Consider the following 20,779-nt stretch of genomic DNA (forward strand, 5'->3'; position numbering starts at 1 on the left):
GGCTGTGAGTGCCAGCGGCGGGGGGCGGACCGCCATGGCCGGGCCGGTCTATCGCCGGCCCGTGACGGCCGTCGACGGGGCGCTGCCGGCCTATTACGACGGGGCGCTGTTTATCTACGAATGGAGCCGCCGGTGGCTCAAGGAGGTGCGGATGGACGAGGCCGGCGACGTGTTGGCGATCCTCCCCGTGGCGCCCGAGCTGTCGTTTGCGCAGCCTATCGACCTCGAAATAGGGCCGGATGGCGCGTTGTACCTCCTGGAGTGGGGCTCGATCTTCTGGGGCGGCGGAGCCGATGCCGCGCTCGTCCGCCTCGCCTACGCCGCCGGCAACCGCCCGCCCTTCGCCCGGATCGGGGCCTCGACTACGTCCGGGCCGGCGCCACTCGCCGTGTCGTTCTCCGCCCAGGATAGCTTCGACCCGGACGAAGCCGCCACGCCGGGGTTCTCCTGGGATCTGGATGACGATGGGCAGGCCGACGCCACCGACGCCGCTCCGTCCTTCCTCTATACCCGGCCCGGGACGTATACGGTGCGGCTTCGCGTGACCGACGCGCAGGGGCTCGTCGGCGAGGCGTCGCAGGTGATCGTGGTCGGCGACCCGCTGCCGACGGCGTTTACCGTCGAGACGCCCTTCCCGAACCCGGCGCGGGCAGAGGTTACGCTGCCGTTTGGGCTACCGGCCGAGATGGATGTGCGGATCGAGGTATTCGACGCGCTGGGGCGCAGGCAGGAGGTGTTGCTCGATGAGCGCCGGCCGGCCGGCGTGCAGGACGTCTCGTTCAGCGTCGCCGGATGGATCAGCGGCGTGTACGTCCTTCGTATCGAAACCGTGCGCGGACGTACGACGCACCTGCTCGTTGTCACCCGGTGACGCCTCAGCCCGGGTCTACCTCCGCGATCCGCACGGGCCGGCCTTCGCGGTAGGATAACCAGGCGGCCTTCCCGATCACCGCCGGCATGCGCCCGTCGCGGCCCGTCACCGGCACCGGCGTGTCGTTGACCACGGCCTCCACAAACGCCTCCATCTCGGCCCGGTAGGCGTCCATGTAGCGCTCCAGGAAGAAAAATAGCGGCTTCGCGCTGTGGACGGCGTCCGCATTGGCCGTCACCACGGCGTCCGGATTGTGGTTCTCGACGGCTACGCGGCCCTTCGAGCCGAACCACTCCACGCGCTGGTCGTAGCCGTACGCCGACTGCCGGCAGTTGTCGATCGTGCAGATCGCGCCATTGGCATAACGCAGCGTCACCACGGCCGTGTCGATGTCGTTCGCCTTTTCCCCGATCTCCGGATCCACCATCACCCCGCCAATGGCGTAGACCTCCGTCACCTCGGAATCGATTAGGAATCGGGCCATGTCGAAGTCGTGGATCGTCATGTCGAAGAAGATCCCGCCCGAGGCGGCCAGGTAGGCGATGGGCGGCGGCCCGGGGTCGCGGCTGGTGATGCGCAGAATGCGCGGCTCGCCGTAGGCGCCGCTGGCGATGAGGCGTTTCGCATGACCAAAGCTCGGGTCGAACCGGCGTTGGAAGCCGACCTGAAACTTGACGCCGGCCCGGGCGACGGCCGCGAGCGCCCGGTCGATGCTCGCGATGTCGATGGCGATGGGTTTTTCGCAGAAGATGTGTTTGCCGGCCTCCGCGGCGGTCTCAATATAGGCCGCATGGGTGTCGCTGGACGAGCAGATGGCGACGGCGTCTACGTTGGGATCGTCGAGGATGGCCTGTGCGTTGGCGTATGCGGACACGCCGCTGTATAGCGCCGCGAGCCCCGCCGCCGCCTCGACATGGGGGTCTGCCACGGCGACAAGCGCGGCGTCCGGGATGCGGTTGACGATCGTTTCGGCGTGGATGCGACCAATGCGGCCGGCGCCGATTAAACCAAGGCGTAGAGGGGTGGGCATGAGATGGGTTGGCAGATTACAGGTTACAGGTTGGCAGGCTTGTCCTGAGGGACACCGGCTATTGCCGGTGACATCGAAGGATCTTAGGGTTGGCGGGTTGCAGGTTGCACGTACAGAAGCGAATTTGCCAGCCTTTGCATCCTTCGAGTCCGTCGGCTTCGCCGCCGTCCCTCAGGACAAGCCTGCCAAACTGCAACCCCTTCAGACACCCAGCCGCTTCAAATACTCCCGATTCCTCGCCGCGCTTTCTTTCGGGGTGCCCATGCCGGGGAGGACGTCTTGTTCGACGACGATCCATCCGGAATAGTCCAGGTCTTCCAGAGCGCGGAGGACGGCGGGGAAATCCACCGACCCCTCGCCGAGTTCCGGGAAGACGCCCTGGCCGATCATCTGCTGGTAGTCCCAGCCCTTGACGGCCGCGACGGAGACGACATCCGGATCGAAGTCCTTGAAGTGGACGTGCCCGATGCGGTCGAAGTGCCGGCGGAGCCCCTCCACCGGGTCGCCGCCACCGAGGGCGTAGTGGCCCGTGTCGAAGCAGAGGCCGACCAGGTTCGGGTCCGTGCGGTCGAGGAAGGTAACGATTTCTTCCGGCGTCTCGACGTAGGTTGCGCCGTGGTGGTGGATGAGGGTGCGGAGCCCGGTTTCCTCGCGTACGGCGCGGGCCACGGTTTCCATGCCGGCGGTGTACACCTTCCAGCCCCGTTCGTCGAGGGCGTCTTGCACCCGGATCCGGCCCGAGTTTTTGGTGCGAGAGGGCACCGTGCTGTGGTCGTCGCCCACGATCACAAACGCATTCGGCCCGCCGACGGCGGCGAGCAGCTTCGCCGTCATCACCGCCTGCTCGACGCCCCGGGCGTGGTAGGCGGCTTCGTAGAGGCGGACGGAGACCCAGGAGCCGAGGAGCGCCAGCGAGAGGGCGTCCAGCTCGGCGCGGAGTCGGGCGGGGTCGGTGGGCATAAAGCCCCAGTCGCCCAGTTCCGTGCCGGCGTAGCCCGTCTCGTGCATCTCCTCGACGACGCGCCGGTAGCCCGAGCGTTCGCCGGCGGTGTTCTCGATGACCCCCCACGAGCAGGGAGCGTTGGCGATGCGGACGTGGAAAGGCATGTGTAGACTCGAATAGGTGGAGGATGAATGGTACGAGTCCGTCCGGTGCGATGCAGCAGGGGTCGGGAAAATTTGTGTGCTGACATCCTGCACTATTCCATGCTTGATTGAACTTGTTATTACATGTATATTGGAACCTCTTCGCCTTCTTGCAACCATCACCGGGCTTCGCCGCATGAACTACGGCTTTCTCATACGCAACGACCGCTGCATCGGGTGCCACGCGTGTTCGACGGCCTGCAAGAGCGAGAACGAGGTGCCGCTCGGGGTTAATCGTACCTGGGTGAAGAGCATCGAGAAGGGCGCGTATCCGGACGTCCGCCGGCATTTCCAGGTCACCCGCTGCAACCATTGCGCGAACCCGCCCTGCGCCCGCATCTGCCCGGTCGGCGCTATGTACCAACGGGCCGATGGGATCGTGGAGTTCGACGCGAACCAGTGCATCGGGTGTAAAGCCTGCCTCCAGGCCTGCCCGTACGACGCCATCTACATCGACCCTTCCTCTGGCACGGCGGCAAAGTGCCATTATTGCGCGCATCGGGTGGATGTCGGGCTCGAGCCGGCGTGTGTGGTCGTCTGCCCCGAACATGCGATCATCGCCGGCGATATGGACGAGCCGCGTTCGGAGATCCGTCAGATGCTGGCGGAATTCCAGGTGACCGTCCGCAAGCCCGAGCAGGGTACCTCGCCGAAGCTATTTTATGTGGATGGCGATGAAATCAACCTGACCCCCACGGCGGTCGACCGCACGCCGGCGACCTTCGCCTGGGCCGATGTCCTCCCGCTCCACGACGGCGATGGGGCGGGTGGGAAAACACCGCATCCCGCCCCGGCAGCGGCGCACGCCGGCCCGCTTCGCGCCCCGCAGCCGCAGGGCCTGCCGAACGCCGGCCCCATCCTCATCGGCGACGGCCGGATGGCGGAGCAGATGGTGCAGGTGGCCTACAACGCACAGCACAAAATCCCCTGGCACTGGCCGGTCCCGGCGTACCTCGTCACCAAAGGCATCGCCACGGGCATCATGCTACTGCTGACGGTAGGGCTGGGCCTGAACTGGCTGGACTTCGACACGCCTTCCTTCGTCTGGAGCGGCCTCGCGTCCATCGTCTTTACCCTCATCACGACCGGCTTCCTGGTGTTCGACCTCGAGCGGCCCGAGCGTTTTCTTCGCATCATCTTCCGCCCCCAATGGCGCAGCTGGCTCACGAGGGGGGCCTTTTTGCTGATGGGCTTCTCGACCCTCGCCGGCGCCTGGTGGGCCGCTGAGGCCGCCGCCTGGATGGGCTGGCTGCCGGCCTCTATCGCCGAAACGATCCGCCTGATCGTGCTCTGGCCGGTAGCCTTGCTGGCCGTGGGCTCCGCCATCTACACCGCCTTTTTGTTCGGCCAGGCCGAGGGCCGCGACCTCTGGCAGAGCGCCCTCCTGCCTATCCACCTCATCGTCCAGGCCGTATTCGCCGGCGCGGCCGCGCTGCTGATCCTGCACGCCGCTACGCCGTTGCCGGCGGACCTGCTCGCCCTGGCCCGCCTCGCGTTTGGGGCCGGGCTGGTGGCGGATCTCCTGGTGACTTTCCTCGGGGAATTCGGCATGCCGCACGCAACCGAGGTGGCCGCAAAAGCGGCTCATCTGATAACACACGGTCATTACAAACACTACTTCTGGACCGGCAGCCTCGTGCTCGGTCACCTGGTCCCGCTCGCGCTGTTGTGGGTGGGCGCACCCGTCCTAGCGGCGGTCGGTGGGCTCGCGGCGATCGTCGGGCTGTACCTGTACGAATACGCGTTTGTCATGGCGCCGCAGGAGGTGCCGAATAGTTGACAGGTAGTAAAAAGTGCAAAGTAAAAAGTGCAAAGTAAAAAGTGCAAAGTAAAAAGTGCAAAGTAAAAAGTGCAAAGTAAAAAGTGCAAAGTGCAAATTGTAGGGTTGGCGTCGCGCCTGATTGGCGTGGATGGCCGGCTAAAAAATGATGTCATCTCGACCGCAGGCGCCGGCTTGCCGGCGCTGAAGCGGAGAGACCTCCCTGAGCCGAGCAATGCGTCATTCCTTGGGAGGTCTCTCCGCTATGGCCCGATAAATCGGGCCTTTGGCCGAGATGACATAATGCGCGAGTTTATATGACTAATCGTTCAAATCGACTCGAAACCTTCTTCGCCCGGCTCCTCAACCGTGAGCGCAACCCCGTGGCGCCGCCGCGCGAGGACGGGTTCGGGCTGCCGGAGTTTGCGCCGACGGACCACAAGCCGGAATCCATCCCGCCGGCCGAGATGACCACCGTCCTCCACCCGGATGGACGCATGAGCCAGTACCCGCCGGCCGACCGGTGGGATGACTGGGTGGAGTGGGATGGCAAACTCTGGCCGGAAAAGGTCGCCCGCCGCTACACGCTGGTCCCGACCACCTGCTTCAACTGCGAAAGCGCCTGCGGACTGCTGGCGTATGTCGACCGCGAGACGCTCGGCGTCCGCAAGTTCGAGGGCAACCCGCATCACCCCGGCAGCCGGGGGCGCAACTGCGCCAAGGGGCCGGCCACCCTCAACCAGACGTACGACCCCGAACGCATCCTCTACCCCCTCAAACGGGTCGGTGAGCGCGGCGAAGGGAAGTGGAAGCGGATCGGCTGGGAGCAGGCGCTGCAGGAGATCGGGGATAAGATGCGCGCCAGCCGGCTTCAGCGGCGCGACGGCATCATGTACCACGTCGGCCGGCCGGGGGAGGACGGCTTCACGAACCGATGCATTCAGGCCTGGGGCGTCGATGGGCATAACAGCCACACCAACATCTGCTCGGCAGGCGCCCGTGCGGGGTATTTCTTCTGGTCCGCCGGCGACCGCCCGAGTCCGGACTACGCCAACGCCCGGGTCATCCTCCTCATCTCCAGCCACCTCGAAACCGGGCACTACTTCAACCCCCACGCCCAGCGCATCATCGAGGGGAAGGAAAAAGGCGCGAAGCTCATCACGTTCGACCCGCGCCTGAGCAACACCGCCTCGAAGAGCGACGTCTGGCTGCCCTCCTGGCCCGGCAGCGAGGCGGCCATCCTGCTCGCCATCTCGAATTATCTCATCCAGAACGATCGGTACGACAAAGACTTCGTCCGCCGGTGGGTGAACTGGGAAGAAACCCTGGCGCATTTCACGAGCCATCCTGAACCCGGCCTGGCCTGGTCTCCCGATCATACCCCGACCTTTGCCGCGTTCGACCGGCTCCTGAAAGCGCTCTACGCCGAGTTCACGTTCGAGCGCGCCGCGGAGGAGTCGCAGGTGCCCATCGACCGGATCCGGCAAACGGCGGAGTACGTGGCGGATGCGCAGGGCCGGCTCGCGGCGCACGTCTGGCGCAGCGCGGCCATCGGCAACCTGGGCGGCTGGCAGGTGGCGCGCTGTCTGTTTTTCCTGAACGTCCTCACAGGGAGTGTCGGGACGAAGGGTGGGACGTCGCTCAACACCTGGAATAAGTTCGTCCCGAAACCCTTCAAGATCCCGCCGGCCTTTAACGCATGGAACGAGCTCCATCTGCCCGTCGAGTGGCCGCTGGCGTTCTACGAGATGAGCTTCCTGCTGCCGCACTTCCTGGAAGAGGAGCGGGGGGAGATCGATGTCTATTTCACGCGTGTCTACAACCCGATGTGGATCAACCCCGACGGGTTTATGTGGATGAAGGCGCTGAAGGACGAGCGAAAGATGAAGTGCCATGTGGCGCTGACGCCGACCTGGAACGAGTCCGCCTGGTTCGCCGACTACGTGCTGCCCATGGGCCACGCCGGCGAGCGGCACGACCTGATGAGCCAGGAGACCCACGCCGGCCAGTGGCTCAGCTTCCGCCAGCCCGTGCAGCGCGTGGCGATGGAGCGCCTCGGGAGGTCGGTCGAGTTTACCTATGAGTCCAATCCTGGCGAGGTGTGGGAAGAAAACGAGTTCTGGATCCAGCTCTCCGCGCGGATGGACCCCGACGGCGTGCTGGGCATCCGGCCGTATTTCGAGAGCCCGTACCGGCCCGGCGAGATCATCACCGTCAACGAGTACTACCGCTGGATCTTCGAGAACAGCGTCCCGGGCCTGCCGGCGAAGGCGGCCACCGAGGGCCTCACCCCCCTCGCCTACATGCGAAAGTATGGCGCGTTCGAGGTGGTGAGCGAGAACTACATCCCCTACGAAAAGCCGGTGGAGGGCGGGGTGGACATCGAGGGCGTGGCGCGCGCCGGCTTCAGGACTCCCAGCAAAAAGCTGGAGTTTTTTAGTCCAACATTGCACGCCTGGGGCTGGCCGGAGAAGGAATACACGATCCCGTGGTTCCTCAAGAGCCACGTGCATCCGGACAACATCGACCGGGCGAAAGGGGAGATGCTGCTCCTGCCGACGTTCCGGCTGCCGACGCTCATCCACACCCGAAGCGCCAACGCGAAGTGGCTCTACGAACTGAGCCACAAAAACCCTGTGTGGATGCACCCGATCGACGCCCGCCGGCTCGGGATCGGGACGAACGACCTCGTCCACGTCGAAACCGAAATCGGTTTTTTTGTGGATCGGGTCTGGATCACCGAGGGCATCAAACCCGGCATCATCGCGATGAGCCACCACCTGGGACGTTGGCGGCTGAAGGAGTCCGAAGGCGTCAGCCGCGGCGCGTCGAACCTGGTGGAGTTGGGGGAAGATGGGCAGGGAGGCCAGTCGTTGCATGTGCTCCATGGCGCGACGGCCTGGCGCTCGTTCGATCCCGACACAAGCCGTATCTGGTGGGAAGACGTGGGTGTCCACCAGAACCTGACACACGGCGTCCACCCGGATCCCATCAGCGGGGCGCACTGCTGGCACCAGAAGGCCTTCAGCGTCCGCAAGGCCGACGCCGGCGACCGCCACGGGGACGTATTCGTTGATACCCGGCGCTCGATGCAGGTGTACCGCGAGTGGCTGGCGCTGGCCCGGCCAGCCACCCGGCACAGTCCGGACGGCCTCCGCCGGCCGTACTGGCTGAACAGGCCGCTGAAGCCGGTCAAGGAGGCCTACGCCTTGCCGGCGGCTTCGCCGCGTGGCGATGGCGTCAGGCAGTGAGGGTTAAAGGTTCGAGGTTTAAGGTTTAAGGACGCGTACCTTGAACCCTATCCATTGAACATTGAACTGTTGACCTTGAACCTTCCACCACCATGAACGAAGCATCGCTCGAGCGTGCACGTGGCCTGGCCTACGATAGCCTGGGCCGCTGGCTGTCCGGCGCCGTGGATGAGGCGTTGTGGCAAGAGGTGTGTGGTCTGTTCTGGCCAGACGCCGGAGGCGCCTTCGATGCGGATGAGGAAGCGGCCCGGTACCAGCAGCTCATCGGATTCAACATCTTGCCCTACGCCAGTGTCTACCTCGAGCCCGAGGGCCAGCTCGGGGGGGCCGTCTCGTCGGATGCCCTGGCCCACTACGCCGGCACCGGCTTCTCGCTGCCCGCGGATGCGTCCGCGCCAGACCATATCGCCGTCGAACTGTCCTACATGCACTACCTGAGCGGCTACCGCGCCGATGCCCTGGCCGCCGGCGCGACGCCGGCCGCCGACCGATGGGGCGAACGGTTCCAACTATTCCTGGCCCATCATGCGCTCCACTGGATGCCGGTCTTCCTCCTGTCCCTCCGCCGGCAGGGCGACGACCGCTACGCCGTCCTGGCGGACATGCTGCTCGAGGTCGTACTCGACCATCACGCGTCGCTGTCCTCCGTTCCGCCCGCTCCCCATACCCGGCCGGCCGCACCCGATATCCTGAGCCGGCCCGACACCGGTCTGAAGGACATCGCCCTTTATTTCACTCGCCCGGTGTGGTGCGGCGTCTTCCTCGGGCGAGACGACATCGGCCGGCTTGGACGGTCCCTGACGCTACCCATCGGGTTCGGGGATCGGGGGCAGAGCATGACCAACTTGCTCCGAGCCGCCGTGACGTACGATCGGTTGCCCGACCTCCTCGCCGGCCTGCGCTACCTGATTGGCAGCGAGCGTTTCGCCCTGGAGGCGATCGCCGATGCCTACGCCTCCGACACGATCGCCGAGGCCGTGCAGCCCTGGCTTATACGCATGGCGGGATCGATCGAACTAATCGGGCGAATCGAATCCGGCGCGCAGGGGATGGTTCAATCCTCATAAACCAGCGACGCCGCTTCTTTGGGCCCGAGTTCGATTTCCGGCAGACCCTGGATGTGGCGCACGGCCCGGTAGGGGCTCAGGAAGATCCTATCCGCCCCGAGTCGGTCCGCCAGACCCGAGCGGCGCAGGACGCCCTCTACGGATCCGTGTATCCCGGCGAAATACAGGGCGATGTGGTGTTTCGCGAGGTTGTCGACGATGCTGAACAGCGCCGTTACGGCCGTCGTGTCCAGGTCGTTCACCGAACTGGCGTCGATCACGACGCCTCGGACCCTGTTCGACACCGGGTCGCACTTCTCGAGGATCAGATCCTTCAGGAAATCCGCGTTGGCATAGGAAAACGAGGCGTCCACACGGAGAACGAGCACCCCTTCGACCTCACGCGCCTCCGGGTACAGGTTGAGGTCCCGAAACGAACGTGTACCGGGAAGATGCCCCAGGATGGCGAAGTTCGGCCGGCTGATCCGATACATGATCGCGACGACCGACGCCGCGATGCCCACCAGGATGCCGGCCTCGAGGCCGAAGCCTAGCGTCATGAGAAACGTCATCATGGCGAGATGGCCGTCGGTACGTTTCATCCGATAGAGCTGTACGAGCTCGCGCACATCGATGAGTCCGAACGCGGCGACCATGATGAGCGCGGCGAGGATGGGAATGGGGAGATAATACAGCAGCGGTGTGAGGACCAGCAGCGTCAGGCCGACGAGTAGCGCCGCAAACGCGTTGGCGGCCCGCGTCTGGGCGCCGGCGCGCTCGTTCACCGCCGTCCGGCTGACGCTGCCGGAGATAGGAAAACTCTGGAAGAAGCTGCCGGCCACGTTCGCCATCCCGAGCGCCAACAGCTCTCGGTTGGGCTTGATGGTGTAGTCGTGCCGCGCCGCGAACGACTTCGCGAGGGACCCTACGTTCGAGAACTGGATGAGGGCCAGCATGAGCGCGGTCGGTGCGAGAGTCTGGATGGCCCCCCAATCGAATACCGGCGCCGCGAAAGCCGGCAGCCCGACGGGGATGGCGCCGACGATCGCCACACCCTGGAGATCCAACCGGAACAGCCCGGTCACGACGATGCCGAGCACGACCAGCAGGAGCGCGGCGGGGATTCGCCGCCAGCGATCGAGGATGAGCAGGAGAAACGCGCCGCAGAGACCGATCAGGAGGGAGAGGACGTGCGTGTCGCCAATCTGGCGGGCGGCGGAGTAGACGATGTCATAGATGTACTGGCTGCGCTCGAGTTCGAGGCCCAGGATGCTCGATAGCTGACTGAAGCCGATCATCGTGGCGGCGGCGGAGATGAACCCGAGGATGACCGGGCGGGAGAGCAGGTTGATCAGGAAGCCCATCCGGCCGGCGGCGAGCGCCAGGTGAATCGTCCCCACCATAAATGCATACAGCAAGGCCAGTTCGATGTAGCGCTCGCTGCCGGCCTGCGCCAGCGCGCTCAGCGCAAAGCCCATGATGAGGCTATCGACCGCCGTCGTGCCCACCGCGAGGTGACGCGAACTGCCGGCGATGGCGTACACGAGCAGCGGTACCAACGAGGCATAGAGCCCGTAAATGGGCGGCAGCCCCGCCAGGAAGGCATACGCCATTCCCTGCGGCACGAGCATGATGCCTACCGTGAGCCCCGCTGTTATATCGCCCGGTAAACTGCGCCGGGCGTAATACGCCAGGCTGCGCAGGAGTCGATGGATTTCGGCGGCCGGGAGGCGCATGGCGTGGGGCTATAAGGCTTCTACGATACGGCTTCTACGGATTTTCCTTTTTCTTCTCGGTGGTGCGATGCCCAGTCGGCGTACATCCCATCAACATATACGACATCGAATCCGAGGCGGTCCAGCAGCGATGTTGCGGCCGCGGCGCGGGCGCCGCTCCGGCAGTACACCAGGTAGGTGCCGCTCTTATCCAATTCACTGCTGCGGAGGAGTAGGCGCGTGTGGGCGATGTTGATCGCGCCCGGCACGTGGCCCTCTTCGTATTCGGCGAGCCGGCGGACATCCAGCACGCGGGTATGGGGCTGTTGGCGGACCGATTCGAGGGCCCGGGTTTCGACCGTCGGCGTGGCGACGAGGTCCAGTGAGGCCAGTGCGGAAGCAGGGGCGTAGCCCTCGATCGCGTCGAGCCCGATACGGACGAGGTTCAGCACGGCATCCTGGATATCCTTCGGGTCCTCCACGATCAGGTAGATCGGCTGCTCCGGGGTGACGTAGGAGCCGGCAATGGTATTCATCGTTTTTCCGATCGGGGCGTAAATCGAGCCGTCCAGATGCCCCTTCATGAAGGCCGTTGCGTCGGCCCGGGTGTCGAGCACCACGACATCGGTGCGGCCGACGAGCACCTGGAGCTCCGCCGCGCTCAGCGCCTTCGGATGCGGCAGGCTGCCCAGAATACGAGGCCCGTTTTTGTTTTCGTGTTTCATCCGGGCGAAGTACATCGGCGGCTCGGGCTGGCCGTCCAGGATGCGCTCTACGAAGACATCTTCCCCTTCGCGGGCGGCCAGGATGGAGGCGTTGAAGCGGCGCTCATAGCCCACGGTCGACTCCGGCACGGCGCCCAGGGCCTTGCCGCAGGCGCTGCCGGCGCCGTGGCCCGGCCAGATCTGGAGGTAGTCGGGCAGATCGAGGAAGTCCTGCACCGAGGCATACAGCCGGCGGGCGGAGGGCTCCATGGCGCCGGCCTGGCCGGCGGCCGACTCGAGGAGGTCCGGCCGGCCCAGGTCGCCCACGAATACAAAGTCGCCCGTGACCATGCCCATCGGCTCGTCGGCGCCGCCGCCGAGATCGGTGACCAGGAAGCTGATATGCTCCGGCGTGTGGCCGGCGGTATGCACCACCTCAAACTGGATGTTGCCGATCTTGAACCGGTCCTTGTGCTTCACCGGGCGGAAATCGTAGCCCCCGCGCTGCGCCCAGAGGTATTTCCAGTTGGCGTCGCCTTCATCGGACAGGTACAGGGCCACGCCCAGGCGCTCGGCCATCTCGCGGGCGCCGGAGAGGTAATCCGCATGGATGTGGGTTTCCGCCACCGCGACAATCCGGAGGTCTTCCGAGGCGGCGACGTCGATGTAGCGATCGATGTCCCGCATCGGGTCGATCACAAGGGCTTCGCCGGTACGCTGGCATCCGATGAGGTAGCTGTACTGGGCGAGGTTGGGTTCGAAAAGCTGGCGGAAAAACATGGGCGCTTGTAGGGTCTTGCCGCGCCCGAGAACGGGAGGGCAAGACGCTGTTTAGTGATGCATACCTGTTATAACAAGTGGCTTTTTGTATGGTTCCTTGTGACTTTTAGGCAAGATAGGGATTAGTTGGTGAACTGAGGATAGGGCTGGATGGCCGGCGCGTCATTGGGGCATGCAAACGCCGCGGCGGGTCCCGGCTCCATAAAAAAGTGCGCGACGCCGATGGCCTCCGCGAGGCCCGAAGCCTGGAGCTTATCCATCACCGGGCCCTTCACGCCGCTCACCAGCAGCCGGATGTTCTGCCGGCGCAGGGTCTCCAGCACCTCGCGGAGGGCATGGATGCCGCTGGCGTCGATCTGGTTGACGGGGTAAGCGTCGAGGATGAGGGTGTGCAAGGCCGGGTCGGAGGCGACGATGGTATTGATCCGTTCGCGCAGGTAGCCGGCGTTGAAGAAGTAGAGGTTGGCATCCATCCGAAAGATGACCACGCCGGCCTGCACGATGGCGTTCGGGTGCCGCAGGATGTTGCGAAACACGTCCGAGCCGGGGATACGGCCCATGACGGCGGTGTGGGGATTGCTGCCCTCGTGCAACACCATCGCGAGCGAACTGACAACGCCTACCAGGATGCCCTCTTCGATCCCCAGCCAGAGGGTGGCGCCGAAGGTGATCGCCATCAACACCAGGTCGCGCCGATCGGCGCGCCAGAGAAACTGCACCTCTTTGAAGTCGATCAAACCGATCACCGCCACCATGACGACGGCGGCGAGCACGGCCTGGGGCATGTAATAAAAGAGCGGGGTGAGGAAGAGGAGCGTGAGCCCGATCAAGCCGGCGCTGAATACGGCCGCCAGGTTGGTCCGTGCGCCGGCCTGGGCGTTCACGGCCGTACGCGAGAATCCACCCGTCGTCGGGTACGCCATCAGGAATCCGCCGATGAGGTTGGCCAGGCCGAGTGCCACCAACTCCTGGTTGGCGTCCACTTCGTATCGGTTCTTGGTCGCGTAGACCTTGGCGACCGCGATGGACTCGGTGAAGCCGATCAAGGTGATCGTGAGCGCCGTGGGTAACAGGGCGCGAAAAGTGTCGAGCGAGGGCACGGGGAAGGCCAGGCCCGGGAGGCCGCCGGGAATGTCGCCTACGACGCGCACGCCGGCATCGGCCAGGTGGAATCCCCAGACGACCAGGGTGCTGAGCGCCACGGCAGCCAGCCCGCCCGGCCACCGGGGACGCCGCTTGCGCAGTATCCAGACCAGCGCGATGCTTGTTAGCCCAATGACGACCGTCAGAAGGTGCACCTCGGCGGCCGACCCCCAGGCTTCGCCGAGGATCTGGAAGATGTTACTCGAGCCGCTGAGGGGGACACCCAGCAAGTGCTTCAGCTGGCTGAGCCCGATGATGAGCGCCGCCGCCGCCGTAAACCCGGTCAACACCGAGTGGGACATGAAATTCGACAGGAACCCGAAGCGGGCCAGCCCCAACACGAACTGGAACAGCCCGACCATGACGGCGAGCACCAGGGCGAGTTCGATGTGGCGGGCGGCATCGCCGCCGGCGAGCGGCGTGATGCCGGCCGCCACCAGCAACGAGATCATCGCGACTGGCCCGACCGCCAGCTGCCGCGAAGTCCCGAAAAACGCATACACGATCAGCGGCGCGAGCGACGCGTACAGCCCGTAGATCGGCGGCAAGCCGGCGATCAGGGCATACGCCATGCCCTGGGGTATCAGCATAACGCCCACCGTCAACCCGGCCGTCAGGTCTCCCCCGAGCTGGTCCTTCCCGTAGGAGGGTAGCCACGTCAGAGAAGGCAGATATTGGCGTAACGCAAAAGACATTATGGTTCCGTATGCGGCGACGACGAACCGGCATCACCGCCTTGATCCTTAAACGTCGAACCTTGAACTCCTTTAGTGAGGCAGGCGATGGCGGAGCGCGCCATAGGCCCAGGTGCCGGCGATGGCGGAAAGAAGGGGCACGATGAAGACGGGCATCCCGCCGCCGATCAGGGCGTACAGCGGCCCGGGGCACGCCCCGGTCAACGCCCAACCAAAACCGAATAGGATGCCGCCGGCCCACTGGTTGATGCCCCGGTCAAACGGCTTTATCTCCACCTGGATGTCCGCCCCAAGTATCGTCTTCAACCGTGTCCGCTGGATCAGCGCCACCGATGCGGCGGCGACAACCAGCGCGCTGCCGATCACGCCATACATGTGGAAGCCCTGGAAGCGAAACATCTCCTGGATCCTGTACCAGGAAATCACCTCTGTTTTTGTCAGGATGATGCCAAAAACCACACCCAGGGTGAGGTACAGGGCGACTTCAACGGGTCGCTGCCCCAGCAAGGTGCGCGAATCGAGCGTTAGACGTTCTGTTGCCGTAGTCATGGTTAAACGCTAGTTGAACAGGATCGGGTAAATCAGAAAGGTAACAATAATCCCTCCGATGAAGAAGGCGATCGTGGCGTAGAGCGAGGCCTTCTGGAAGGTGGCCAGGCCCATGATGGCGTGGCCGGACGTGCACCCGCCGGCATACCGCGCCCCGAACCCGATCAGAAAACCACCCACGATCATGATCACGAAACCGGGCAGGGTTCCCAGCGCCTGCCATGAGAACAACTCGCTCGGCGCCATCCCGGTGAAGTCGCGGATACCGTACACCGCCAGATCCGCCCGAGTCGCCTCCGAAATCGCGATCGGATCCGGGTTGGACAGCCAGGCGCCGGCGATAAACCCGCCCAACACGATGCCGGCGACGAAGAGCAGATTCCATCCACCCTCCGTTTTCCAGTCGTACTTCAGGTAGGGGTTGGAGCCGGGTGCGACGGCCGCGCACACGTGCCTCAGGCTTGAGGAAACGCCAAAGGACTTCCCGGTCAACAGCAGCAACGCCGGCACCATCAATCCGATGATGGGGCCCGCGATATACCAGGGCCAGGGTTGAGAAAGGAATTCAATCATAGTAAAAAAGTGTTGTTGTGTTTACATGTAATAACATGTATGCATGTTGGTGAGGGGAGGTTCCGAAGCGTTACACGGATTTAGCAAGAAGTTGCCAGCAGTACCACTGCATGCGGGGGAGGTGGAAGGGGCCTTTCCAGAGGTTGCCTTTGAGGCGGACCGACAGCCGGCCGTCGCGGTGCAGGTAGCCGTACCACTCGCCGTGTTCGGGGTCGGGGAAGTGGCGGTACGCCCAGTCGTGCACCAACTGATGCCAGCGGGCATATTTTTCGTTGCCGGTCATTTCGTAGGCGAGGAGGGTGGCGATGATGGTCTCGTTGTGGGGCCACCAGAACTTCATGTCGTGCCAGTACTCCTGCACAGGGCGGTTGTCGATGTCGCGGAAATACAGGATGCCGCCGTATTCGGTATCCCAGCCGCGTTCCCACATCCAGTCCAGGATATCGAGGCCTACGCGGGTGAGTTCGGGGTCGTTGTTACGGTGGCGCGCTTCGTGGAGGATGAACCAGGCGGCCTCGATGGCGTGCCCGGGGTTGAGGGTGCGGCCGTCGAAGTGGTCGACAAATTCGCCTTTGGGGCCGACGGTTTCCAGCACCACCCGCCGATCGGGTTTCATGAAGTCCCGCCGGATCTCCTCGATGCACCGGTCGATATGGGCGGTGCATCCAGGGGCGTCGATCGTGTCGCGGAGGGTTTGGGCGAGGTTGATCGTGATCATCGGGATGCCGATGCCTTTGGTTTGCCGGGTTTCGGGGTAGACTTTCGGGGGCAGGGCGCCGGGGGTGTTGGCGTAGTGGATGAAGGTCTCGAATAGCCCGACGGCCTCTTCGGCGGCGCGTCCATCGCCGCTGGCGCGGGCATACGAGGCGAGCGCCATGGCGCCGAAGGCCTCGGAGAAGACGTAGCGGCGTTTGCGCAGCGGCCGGCCCTCGCGGGTGACCTGAAAGAACATCCGCCCGTCGGTGTCGAAGCCGTGCTTTCGGATGAAGTCCACCCCGTGCTTCGCGAGGTCGAGCCACTCAGTCTTGCGCTCCACGGTGTTGTAGAGGGTGGAGAGGAGCCAGGTGAAGCGGCCCTGGGGCCAGATCCCCTTGTCGGTGTCGAGCACGGACCCGTCGCGGTCCAGGGCGATAAGGAACCCGCCGGCCTCCCGGTCGACGGCGTGGCGGATCCAGAACGGGACGGTGTCCAGCAGCAATCCGTCGCGGTACGTTTCGAGCAGATGGTGGCGATGCGCAGGGGTCATACGGGCTCAGACTGGGCGTTGGAGGGGGCGAATGAAGGCGTCGATGCCGGCAAGCGCCTCAAACAGCGCCTGTCGATCGGCGGAGGAAAGGGGGCGCAGGGGCAGGCGGACGGGGCCGCACGGGGCGCCTACCATCTCCATGACCGCTTTGCCCGCCGAAAGTCCACCGCAGCGGCCGAGGATATCGACGAGCTGGACGGAGGTGCGCTGCAGCCGCATGGCTTCCTCGCGCCGGCCGGCGTCGTGGGCCGCCAGCATCGCCTGGTACAGCGGCGCGATGTAGTTGTACGTGCTGCCGATGGCGCCGGAAGCGCCCACCGCGACGGCCGCGAGCAGCATCTCGTCGTACCCAAAGTACCGGTCCAGATCGGGCCCCGCCGCCGGCCGGCAGGCCTGGAAGCGGACCAGGTCCGGGCTTGAAAACTTGAGCCCTGCGAAGTTCGGGATCTGCGCGGCAAGGGCCTGGAAGACGGCGTCCGGCGGGATCCGAGCCCCGGTCATCGATGGGATCTCGTAATAATAAAAGGGGAGCGGCGCGACGGCTTCGGCAATCGGGGTCAGGAAGGCCACGACCTCCTCGACGCGTTGCGGCACGAAATAAAACGGCGCCAGGGCCGAGACCCCGGCCGCCCCAATGGAGCGGGCATGCGCCGCCAGCCGGATCGCGTCCTGCTGGCACGGGTGCCCGGCGTGAACCAGCACCCGGAGGCCGTCGCTTTCGGCTGCCCAGCGCGCCGCGAGTTCCATCCGTTCCTCCGTGGTCATCGACGCAAATTCGCCCGTGGTGCCGCAGACGAAGACGGTGTCCAGGCCGGCCTCGCGGTATAACTCGGCCAGGGCGGGAACGCCATCCAGGTTCAGCCGGCCATCCGGATGAAAGGGCGAATAAGCGGCGGGGATGAGGCGAAACAGGGCGGAGCGACCGATCATGGGGTTGGTGCGGGGTGATCAGGCTGAAGTAGGGCCTGGGAAGATACGGTCCGCTGCGCACACATGGAATGTGGGCGAAATGAGCGACGTCTAGGATCCTGTAAACCAGTTCTAAACGGGATTATGGTGATGACGATGGAAAATGCATTGAAATACAAGCACGTCGGGACCTCCTTCGTCCTGATGGTCGCGCTGGCGCTGGCCGGCTGCGATTCGGTGTCGAATACGATGGATGCCAGCGGGCCGGCCGCGACGAACCCCGCCGTCGCCCGGTTGGTGGATGATCTGGCGTTGGATCCACGCCAGGTCGAGGCGCTCCAGCCGGCTTTGGACGACCTCGGCGAGCGTTCGCCAGAGACGCTCTGGAAGGCCGCGGCCAGCCTGCAGCAGACGCTCACGGCCGAGCAGAAGACGCGGCTGATGGAACGAGCGCGCGAGAATGACCGTGGGCCGGCGATGGCGGGCCGCGCGGGTCGTGCGCATCAGGATGGGGCGAATGCCGAGGGGATGCGACGCGGTCGGCACGGCGGCGCGCGCGATTCGAGCGCTGCGATCGGCGAACGCGGTGCGTTCCGGCGGGGAGATCGGTCCGATGGGGCCGGGCGTGCGGAACAGATGACGGCCGCGATGGTCGACGTCCTGGGCCTGACGGCGGAGCAGCAGCAACAGCTCAAGGCGCTGCGTGAGTCGCAACGCGGGCAGATGGAGGCGATGCGTGACGCGACGCCGGCGGATAGCACGCGTCGGGCCTCCTTCATGGCGATGCGCGAAACGCACCGGGCCGCCATGGAGGCGATCCTGACCGAGGCGCAGCGGGAGACGATCGCGATCCACCGAGCCCTGCTGTTTAGCGCCCACGAGCCGTCCGGCCGCGGCGGCAAGCGATCCGCTCGTTAACCGAGTTGCGTCCCGGGATCACGCACATGGATTTCTTGTTCGATCCCCGGGCCCCGGGAGGGCAGGGCCGTGCGAGGTCGCGCGTCCCTGCCGCCCACCTTCGTGAAATCGATGCCCGAACTCGCCTTCGAACCCACCATAGTGCACGCTGAAGCGCCGCGTCGTCCCCAGGTGATCGTGCCTGACCAGGAGCTGGTCGACCGCCTTCGGGCCGGCGAGCGGCGGGCGTTTCGTGCGTTTGTCGATCAGCACCAGGGCCACGTCACCTTTACGGTGGTGTCCATGATGGGGCGGACGGAGGAGGTAGATGATGTCGTCCAGGACGTGTTCGTCCGATTCTACGAATCCCTCGACCAGTTTCGGGGGGAAGCGAGTGTGACGACGTATCTCAAACGGATCGCCGTCAACCGGTCGCTGGACGCACTGCGCCGGCGCAAGCGCTGGCACGCCCGCTTCCTCAGCCGAGACGACGAACACAACGGCCTCCGTGAGCCGGCGGCCGTCGAAACCCTGCCGCTGGAACGCAACGAACGAGCGGCCGAGGTCCACCGCGCCATCGCGGCGCTGTCGGACAAACACAAGGCGGTCGTCGTCCTGCGGCTCCTCGAAGGCTTCTCGACGGAAGAGACGGCCGACATATTGAACATTGCCTACGGCACGGTGCTCTCCCGCTTAAGCCGCGCCACGGAAACCCTAAAGCATTCCCTGCAGTGGCTGTTGCGGGATGCGCGCTGAGAATGGATAACAGGCAATTGAATACGATGCTGCGCTGGCTGGATGACCGGCTCTCCGACTCGGACCGACGCGTGTTCGAGGCGGAATTGAACCGCTCGGACGCCCTACGCGCTGAAGTGGACACGCTGCGTGTGCTGCGCCAGGGCATGCAGGAGACCCTCCACTCCGAAGCGGCCGCCGCCGCCGACCCCTACCTGGCGGACCGTGTGCTGCGCCGGATTGCAGCGCCCCGCCCCGTCTTCGCCGACGACCTCGCCCTCTGGCTGGGACAGGTGTTCCGGCCGGTCGCCATCGCAGGCGCCCTGGTGGCGGTGCTGCTGGCCGGCTATAACGTTCGCCTCTCCCAATCCTTCGCCACCGAATCGTCCACCGCTGAGGCCATGCTCGGCCTGCCGCCCGTATCCGCGGCGTCGGTGTACGATCTGGATGTGTTCGCCGCCCAAACCGCCGTCGCGCCATGACCTCTCGATCGACCTCCCTCCTCATCGTGCTGGGCACCCTCGTCGTCGGCATCGCCATCGGCGCGCTCGCCACAGGTGCGATCATGAACAACCGTTTGGACGAGCTGGAGGCGCTCCGCATGCAGGGCGGCGTCCAGTCGTTCCTGGAGCGCGGCATCCAACCTGTCGACGACGCCCAGCGAGAGCGCATTCGCCAGGCCATCGAGGGGGTCGAGAGTCGGCAGATGGAACTCCGCCGCCGCATGTTTCAGGAGCACCGGATCCTGTTCGACTCACTGCGCGCCGAGCTTGACGTGATCCTGACCGACGATCAAAAAGAACAACTTAGCACCATGATGACCCGTGAGCGCGAGCAGTTCAAGCAGCGGCGGGGCCGGGGCGACGGCCCACCGCCGTTCCCGATCGATGGCGCCCATCGACGCGGCGACCGTCATCGGGACGGCGACTCGCATCGCGGCGATCAGGATTCGGACTCCACGAAGACGCCCTGACGATCCTGCAACGGTATGGCGATGTTACTGTGCCGCCAGCCGGCCGGCTTCGAACACAAACACGGGATGCCCCTCGAGCATCTTCGGCACCTGCTGAGCCGAGGATGCGCGAAGATCGACGACGCCCACCATGATCGCCGGCTCGCGGCCAACGGTCAACCCGATGCCGACGGAAACGACGCCGGGAATGGCCATCAGCGCGTCCTCGTGCATCCGTTTGGCTTCCTGGATGGTCATGGCAGGCATTATAGGGTGACACCCAGGGTGGAAAACACGTTCTCGATCCGGTTGATGATCGTGGTGGATGTACTGCCGGCGAACAGGAGACCCACGATCCGATTATTCGTGTCCAGCACGGCCGAGCCGCTGTCGCCGCCCTGGCTCATGGCGCCGGCCATCAGCTGGTCCACAAACCGCGCCGTCAGCCCCGCGCCGTAGGAGACGCTCGCCACGACATCGATCTGGATGATCTCGCCGCTGGTCAATTCGGTCGTGCGGCCGCTTTTTTTGACGGCCAGCCCGAGGGTGCCGGCGGCCTGCCCCTGGATCGTCCCGATGTCGAGGACGTTGTTCGTCACGTCCGAGGCATTGAGGGGTCGTGCGAGCGCGGCGTCGACGAGGTTGTCGGCCGCCCGGACGCTGCCCGTCGTGCCACCCGAGGCGCTCCCGCGCACCACCTGCAACCTGTTCTTGCTCCCGAACAGCCTCGAAACGCCGTTCACGACAGAGGCCGCGCCACCGATACACGATCCGCCAC

Annotated in this window: 19 protein-coding genes; 8 read left to right on the forward strand and 11 right to left on the reverse strand. The window is 65.1% G+C overall.

Annotation, left to right across the window (positions count from 1 at the left end):
• A partial coding sequence (locus SH809_03595; protein ID MDZ4698770.1) for a PKD domain-containing protein occupies positions 1–871 on the forward strand: 871 nt, incomplete at its 5' end.
• Positions 872–875: 4 nt separating this feature from the next.
• Here SH809_03595 and iolG read toward each other — a convergent pair.
• Both iolG and SH809_03605 read right to left on the reverse strand, forming a co-directional pair.
• A complete protein-coding gene (iolG, locus tag SH809_03600; protein ID MDZ4698771.1) occupies positions 876–1,901 on the reverse strand; it encodes an inositol 2-dehydrogenase in 1,026 nt (341 codons plus the stop codon).
• Positions 1,902–2,102: 201 nt separating this feature from the next.
• Entirely contained in the window at positions 2,103–3,008 is a 906-nt protein-coding gene (locus tag SH809_03605) for a TIM barrel protein (GenBank protein ID MDZ4698772.1), read from the reverse strand.
• Between the two features lie 175 nt (positions 3,009–3,183).
• Here SH809_03605 and SH809_03610 point away from each other — a divergent pair, with 175 nt between their 5' ends.
• The 3 genes from SH809_03610 to SH809_03620 all read left to right on the forward strand — a co-directional run bounded on the left by SH809_03610 (position 3,184) and on the right by SH809_03620 (position 9,124).
• A complete protein-coding gene (locus SH809_03610; protein MDZ4698773.1) occupies positions 3,184–4,827 on the forward strand; it encodes a 4Fe-4S dicluster domain-containing protein in 1,644 nt (547 codons plus the stop codon).
• 296 nt (positions 4,828–5,123) lie between these two features.
• Positions 5,124–8,057 carry a molybdopterin-dependent oxidoreductase gene (locus SH809_03615; GenBank protein ID MDZ4698774.1) on the forward strand — a complete coding sequence of 978 codons (2,934 nt, stop codon included), beginning with the start codon at positions 5,124–5,126 and terminating at the stop codon, positions 8,055–8,057.
• 92 nt (positions 8,058–8,149) lie between these two features.
• Entirely contained in the window at positions 8,150–9,124 is a 975-nt protein-coding gene (locus SH809_03620; protein MDZ4698775.1) for a molecular chaperone TorD family protein, read from the forward strand.
• Here SH809_03620 and sulP read toward each other — a convergent pair.
• The 7 genes from sulP to SH809_03655 all read right to left on the reverse strand — a co-directional run bounded on the left by sulP (position 9,112) and on the right by SH809_03655 (position 17,438).
• Positions 9,112–10,839 (reverse strand): sulfate permease, encoded by a 1,728-nt coding sequence (gene sulP / locus SH809_03625; protein MDZ4698776.1) that lies wholly within the window; start codon positions 10,837–10,839, stop codon positions 9,112–9,114. The genes SH809_03620 and sulP overlap by 13 nt on opposite strands.
• A 20-nt stretch (positions 10,840–10,859) precedes the next feature.
• The gene (locus SH809_03630; GenBank protein ID MDZ4698777.1) at positions 10,860–12,302 is read right to left on the reverse strand and encodes an MBL fold metallo-hydrolase; all 1,443 of its coding nucleotides are present in this window, start codon (positions 12,300–12,302) and stop codon (positions 10,860–10,862) included.
• A 122-nt stretch (positions 12,303–12,424) separates the two neighbouring features.
• On the reverse strand, positions 12,425–14,140 hold the full coding sequence (locus SH809_03635; GenBank protein ID MDZ4698778.1) for a solute carrier family 26 protein: 1,716 nt from the start codon (positions 14,138–14,140) through the stop codon (positions 12,425–12,427).
• A 72-nt stretch (positions 14,141–14,212) separates the two neighbouring features.
• Entirely contained in the window at positions 14,213–14,689 is a 477-nt protein-coding gene (locus tag SH809_03640; protein MDZ4698779.1) for a DUF6691 family protein, read from the reverse strand.
• 9 nt (positions 14,690–14,698) lie between these two features.
• On the reverse strand, positions 14,699–15,262 hold the full coding sequence (locus SH809_03645) for a YeeE/YedE thiosulfate transporter family protein (GenBank protein MDZ4698780.1): 564 nt from the start codon (positions 15,260–15,262) through the stop codon (positions 14,699–14,701).
• 70 nt (positions 15,263–15,332) lie between these two features.
• The gene (locus SH809_03650; GenBank protein MDZ4698781.1) at positions 15,333–16,508 is read right to left on the reverse strand and encodes an AGE family epimerase/isomerase; all 1,176 of its coding nucleotides are present in this window, start codon (positions 16,506–16,508) and stop codon (positions 15,333–15,335) included.
• Between the two features lie 6 nt (positions 16,509–16,514).
• Complete coding sequence (locus tag SH809_03655) at positions 16,515–17,438, reverse strand: dihydrodipicolinate synthase family protein (protein ID MDZ4698782.1); 924 nt, start codon at positions 17,436–17,438, stop codon at positions 16,515–16,517.
• Positions 17,439–17,567: 129 nt separating this feature from the next.
• On the opposite strand from SH809_03655, the gene SH809_03660 reads away from it, so the two are divergent.
• The 4 genes from SH809_03660 (at position 17,568) to SH809_03675 (ending at position 20,022) form a co-directional block, all read left to right on the forward strand.
• Positions 17,568–18,335, forward strand: a complete 768-nt coding sequence (locus SH809_03660) for a hypothetical protein (GenBank protein MDZ4698783.1) — start codon at positions 17,568–17,570, stop codon at positions 18,333–18,335.
• A gap of 111 nt (positions 18,336–18,446) precedes the next feature.
• The gene (locus tag SH809_03665) at positions 18,447–19,070 is read left to right on the forward strand and encodes an RNA polymerase sigma factor (protein ID MDZ4698784.1); all 624 of its coding nucleotides are present in this window, start codon (positions 18,447–18,449) and stop codon (positions 19,068–19,070) included.
• Between the two features lie 26 nt (positions 19,071–19,096).
• Complete coding sequence (locus tag SH809_03670; GenBank protein ID MDZ4698785.1) at positions 19,097–19,531, forward strand: hypothetical protein; 435 nt, start codon at positions 19,097–19,099, stop codon at positions 19,529–19,531.
• Positions 19,528–20,022 carry a hypothetical protein gene (locus tag SH809_03675; GenBank protein MDZ4698786.1) on the forward strand — a complete coding sequence of 165 codons (495 nt, stop codon included), beginning with the start codon at positions 19,528–19,530 and terminating at the stop codon, positions 20,020–20,022. Before SH809_03670 ends, SH809_03675 begins: the two co-directional genes overlap by 4 nt.
• 24 nt (positions 20,023–20,046) lie before the next feature.
• Here the strand turns inward: SH809_03675 and SH809_03680 are convergent, their stop codons facing one another.
• Complete coding sequence (locus tag SH809_03680; GenBank protein ID MDZ4698787.1) at positions 20,047–20,259, reverse strand: hypothetical protein; 213 nt, start codon at positions 20,257–20,259, stop codon at positions 20,047–20,049.
• 8 nt (positions 20,260–20,267) lie between these two features.
• Positions 20,268–20,779, reverse strand: a 512-nt coding sequence (locus tag SH809_03685) for a hypothetical protein (protein ID MDZ4698788.1), incomplete at its 5' end; no start/stop codon positions are given.

The organism is Rhodothermales bacterium (genome assembly GCA_034439735.1).
Lineage (GTDB): Bacteria > Bacteroidota > Rhodothermia > Rhodothermales > JAHQVL01 > JAWKNW01.

Coding starts and splice junctions, on each gene's coding strand:
- iolG (MDZ4698771.1), bottom strand. CDS start 1,901: ATGCCCACCCCTCTACGCCTTGGTTTAATCGGCGCCGGCCGCATTGGT.
- SH809_03605 (MDZ4698772.1), bottom strand. CDS start 3,008: ATGCCTTTCCACGTCCGCATCGCCAACGCTCCCTGCTCGTGGGGGGTC.
- SH809_03610 (MDZ4698773.1), top strand. CDS start 3,184: ATGAACTACGGCTTTCTCATACGCAACGACCGCTGCATCGGGTGCCAC.
- SH809_03615 (MDZ4698774.1), top strand. CDS start 5,124: ATGACTAATCGTTCAAATCGACTCGAAACCTTCTTCGCCCGGCTCCTC.
- SH809_03620 (MDZ4698775.1), top strand. CDS start 8,150: ATGAACGAAGCATCGCTCGAGCGTGCACGTGGCCTGGCCTACGATAGC.
- sulP (MDZ4698776.1), bottom strand. CDS start 10,839: ATGCGCCTCCCGGCCGCCGAAATCCATCGACTCCTGCGCAGCCTGGCG.
- SH809_03630 (MDZ4698777.1), bottom strand. CDS start 12,302: ATGTTTTTCCGCCAGCTTTTCGAACCCAACCTCGCCCAGTACAGCTAC.
- SH809_03635 (MDZ4698778.1), bottom strand. CDS start 14,140: ATGTCTTTTGCGTTACGCCAATATCTGCCTTCTCTGACGTGGCTACCC.
- SH809_03640 (MDZ4698779.1), bottom strand. CDS start 14,689: ATGACTACGGCAACAGAACGTCTAACGCTCGATTCGCGCACCTTGCTG.
- SH809_03645 (MDZ4698780.1), bottom strand. CDS start 15,262: ATGATTGAATTCCTTTCTCAACCCTGGCCCTGGTATATCGCGGGCCCC.
- SH809_03650 (MDZ4698781.1), bottom strand. CDS start 16,508: ATGACCCCTGCGCATCGCCACCATCTGCTCGAAACGTACCGCGACGGA.
- SH809_03655 (MDZ4698782.1), bottom strand. CDS start 17,438: ATGATCGGTCGCTCCGCCCTGTTTCGCCTCATCCCCGCCGCTTATTCG.
- SH809_03660 (MDZ4698783.1), top strand. CDS start 17,568: ATGACGATGGAAAATGCATTGAAATACAAGCACGTCGGGACCTCCTTC.
- SH809_03665 (MDZ4698784.1), top strand. CDS start 18,447: ATGCCCGAACTCGCCTTCGAACCCACCATAGTGCACGCTGAAGCGCCG.
- SH809_03670 (MDZ4698785.1), top strand. CDS start 19,097: ATGCTGCGCTGGCTGGATGACCGGCTCTCCGACTCGGACCGACGCGTG.
- SH809_03675 (MDZ4698786.1), top strand. CDS start 19,528: ATGACCTCTCGATCGACCTCCCTCCTCATCGTGCTGGGCACCCTCGTC.
- SH809_03680 (MDZ4698787.1), bottom strand. CDS start 20,259: ATGACCATCCAGGAAGCCAAACGGATGCACGAGGACGCGCTGATGGCC.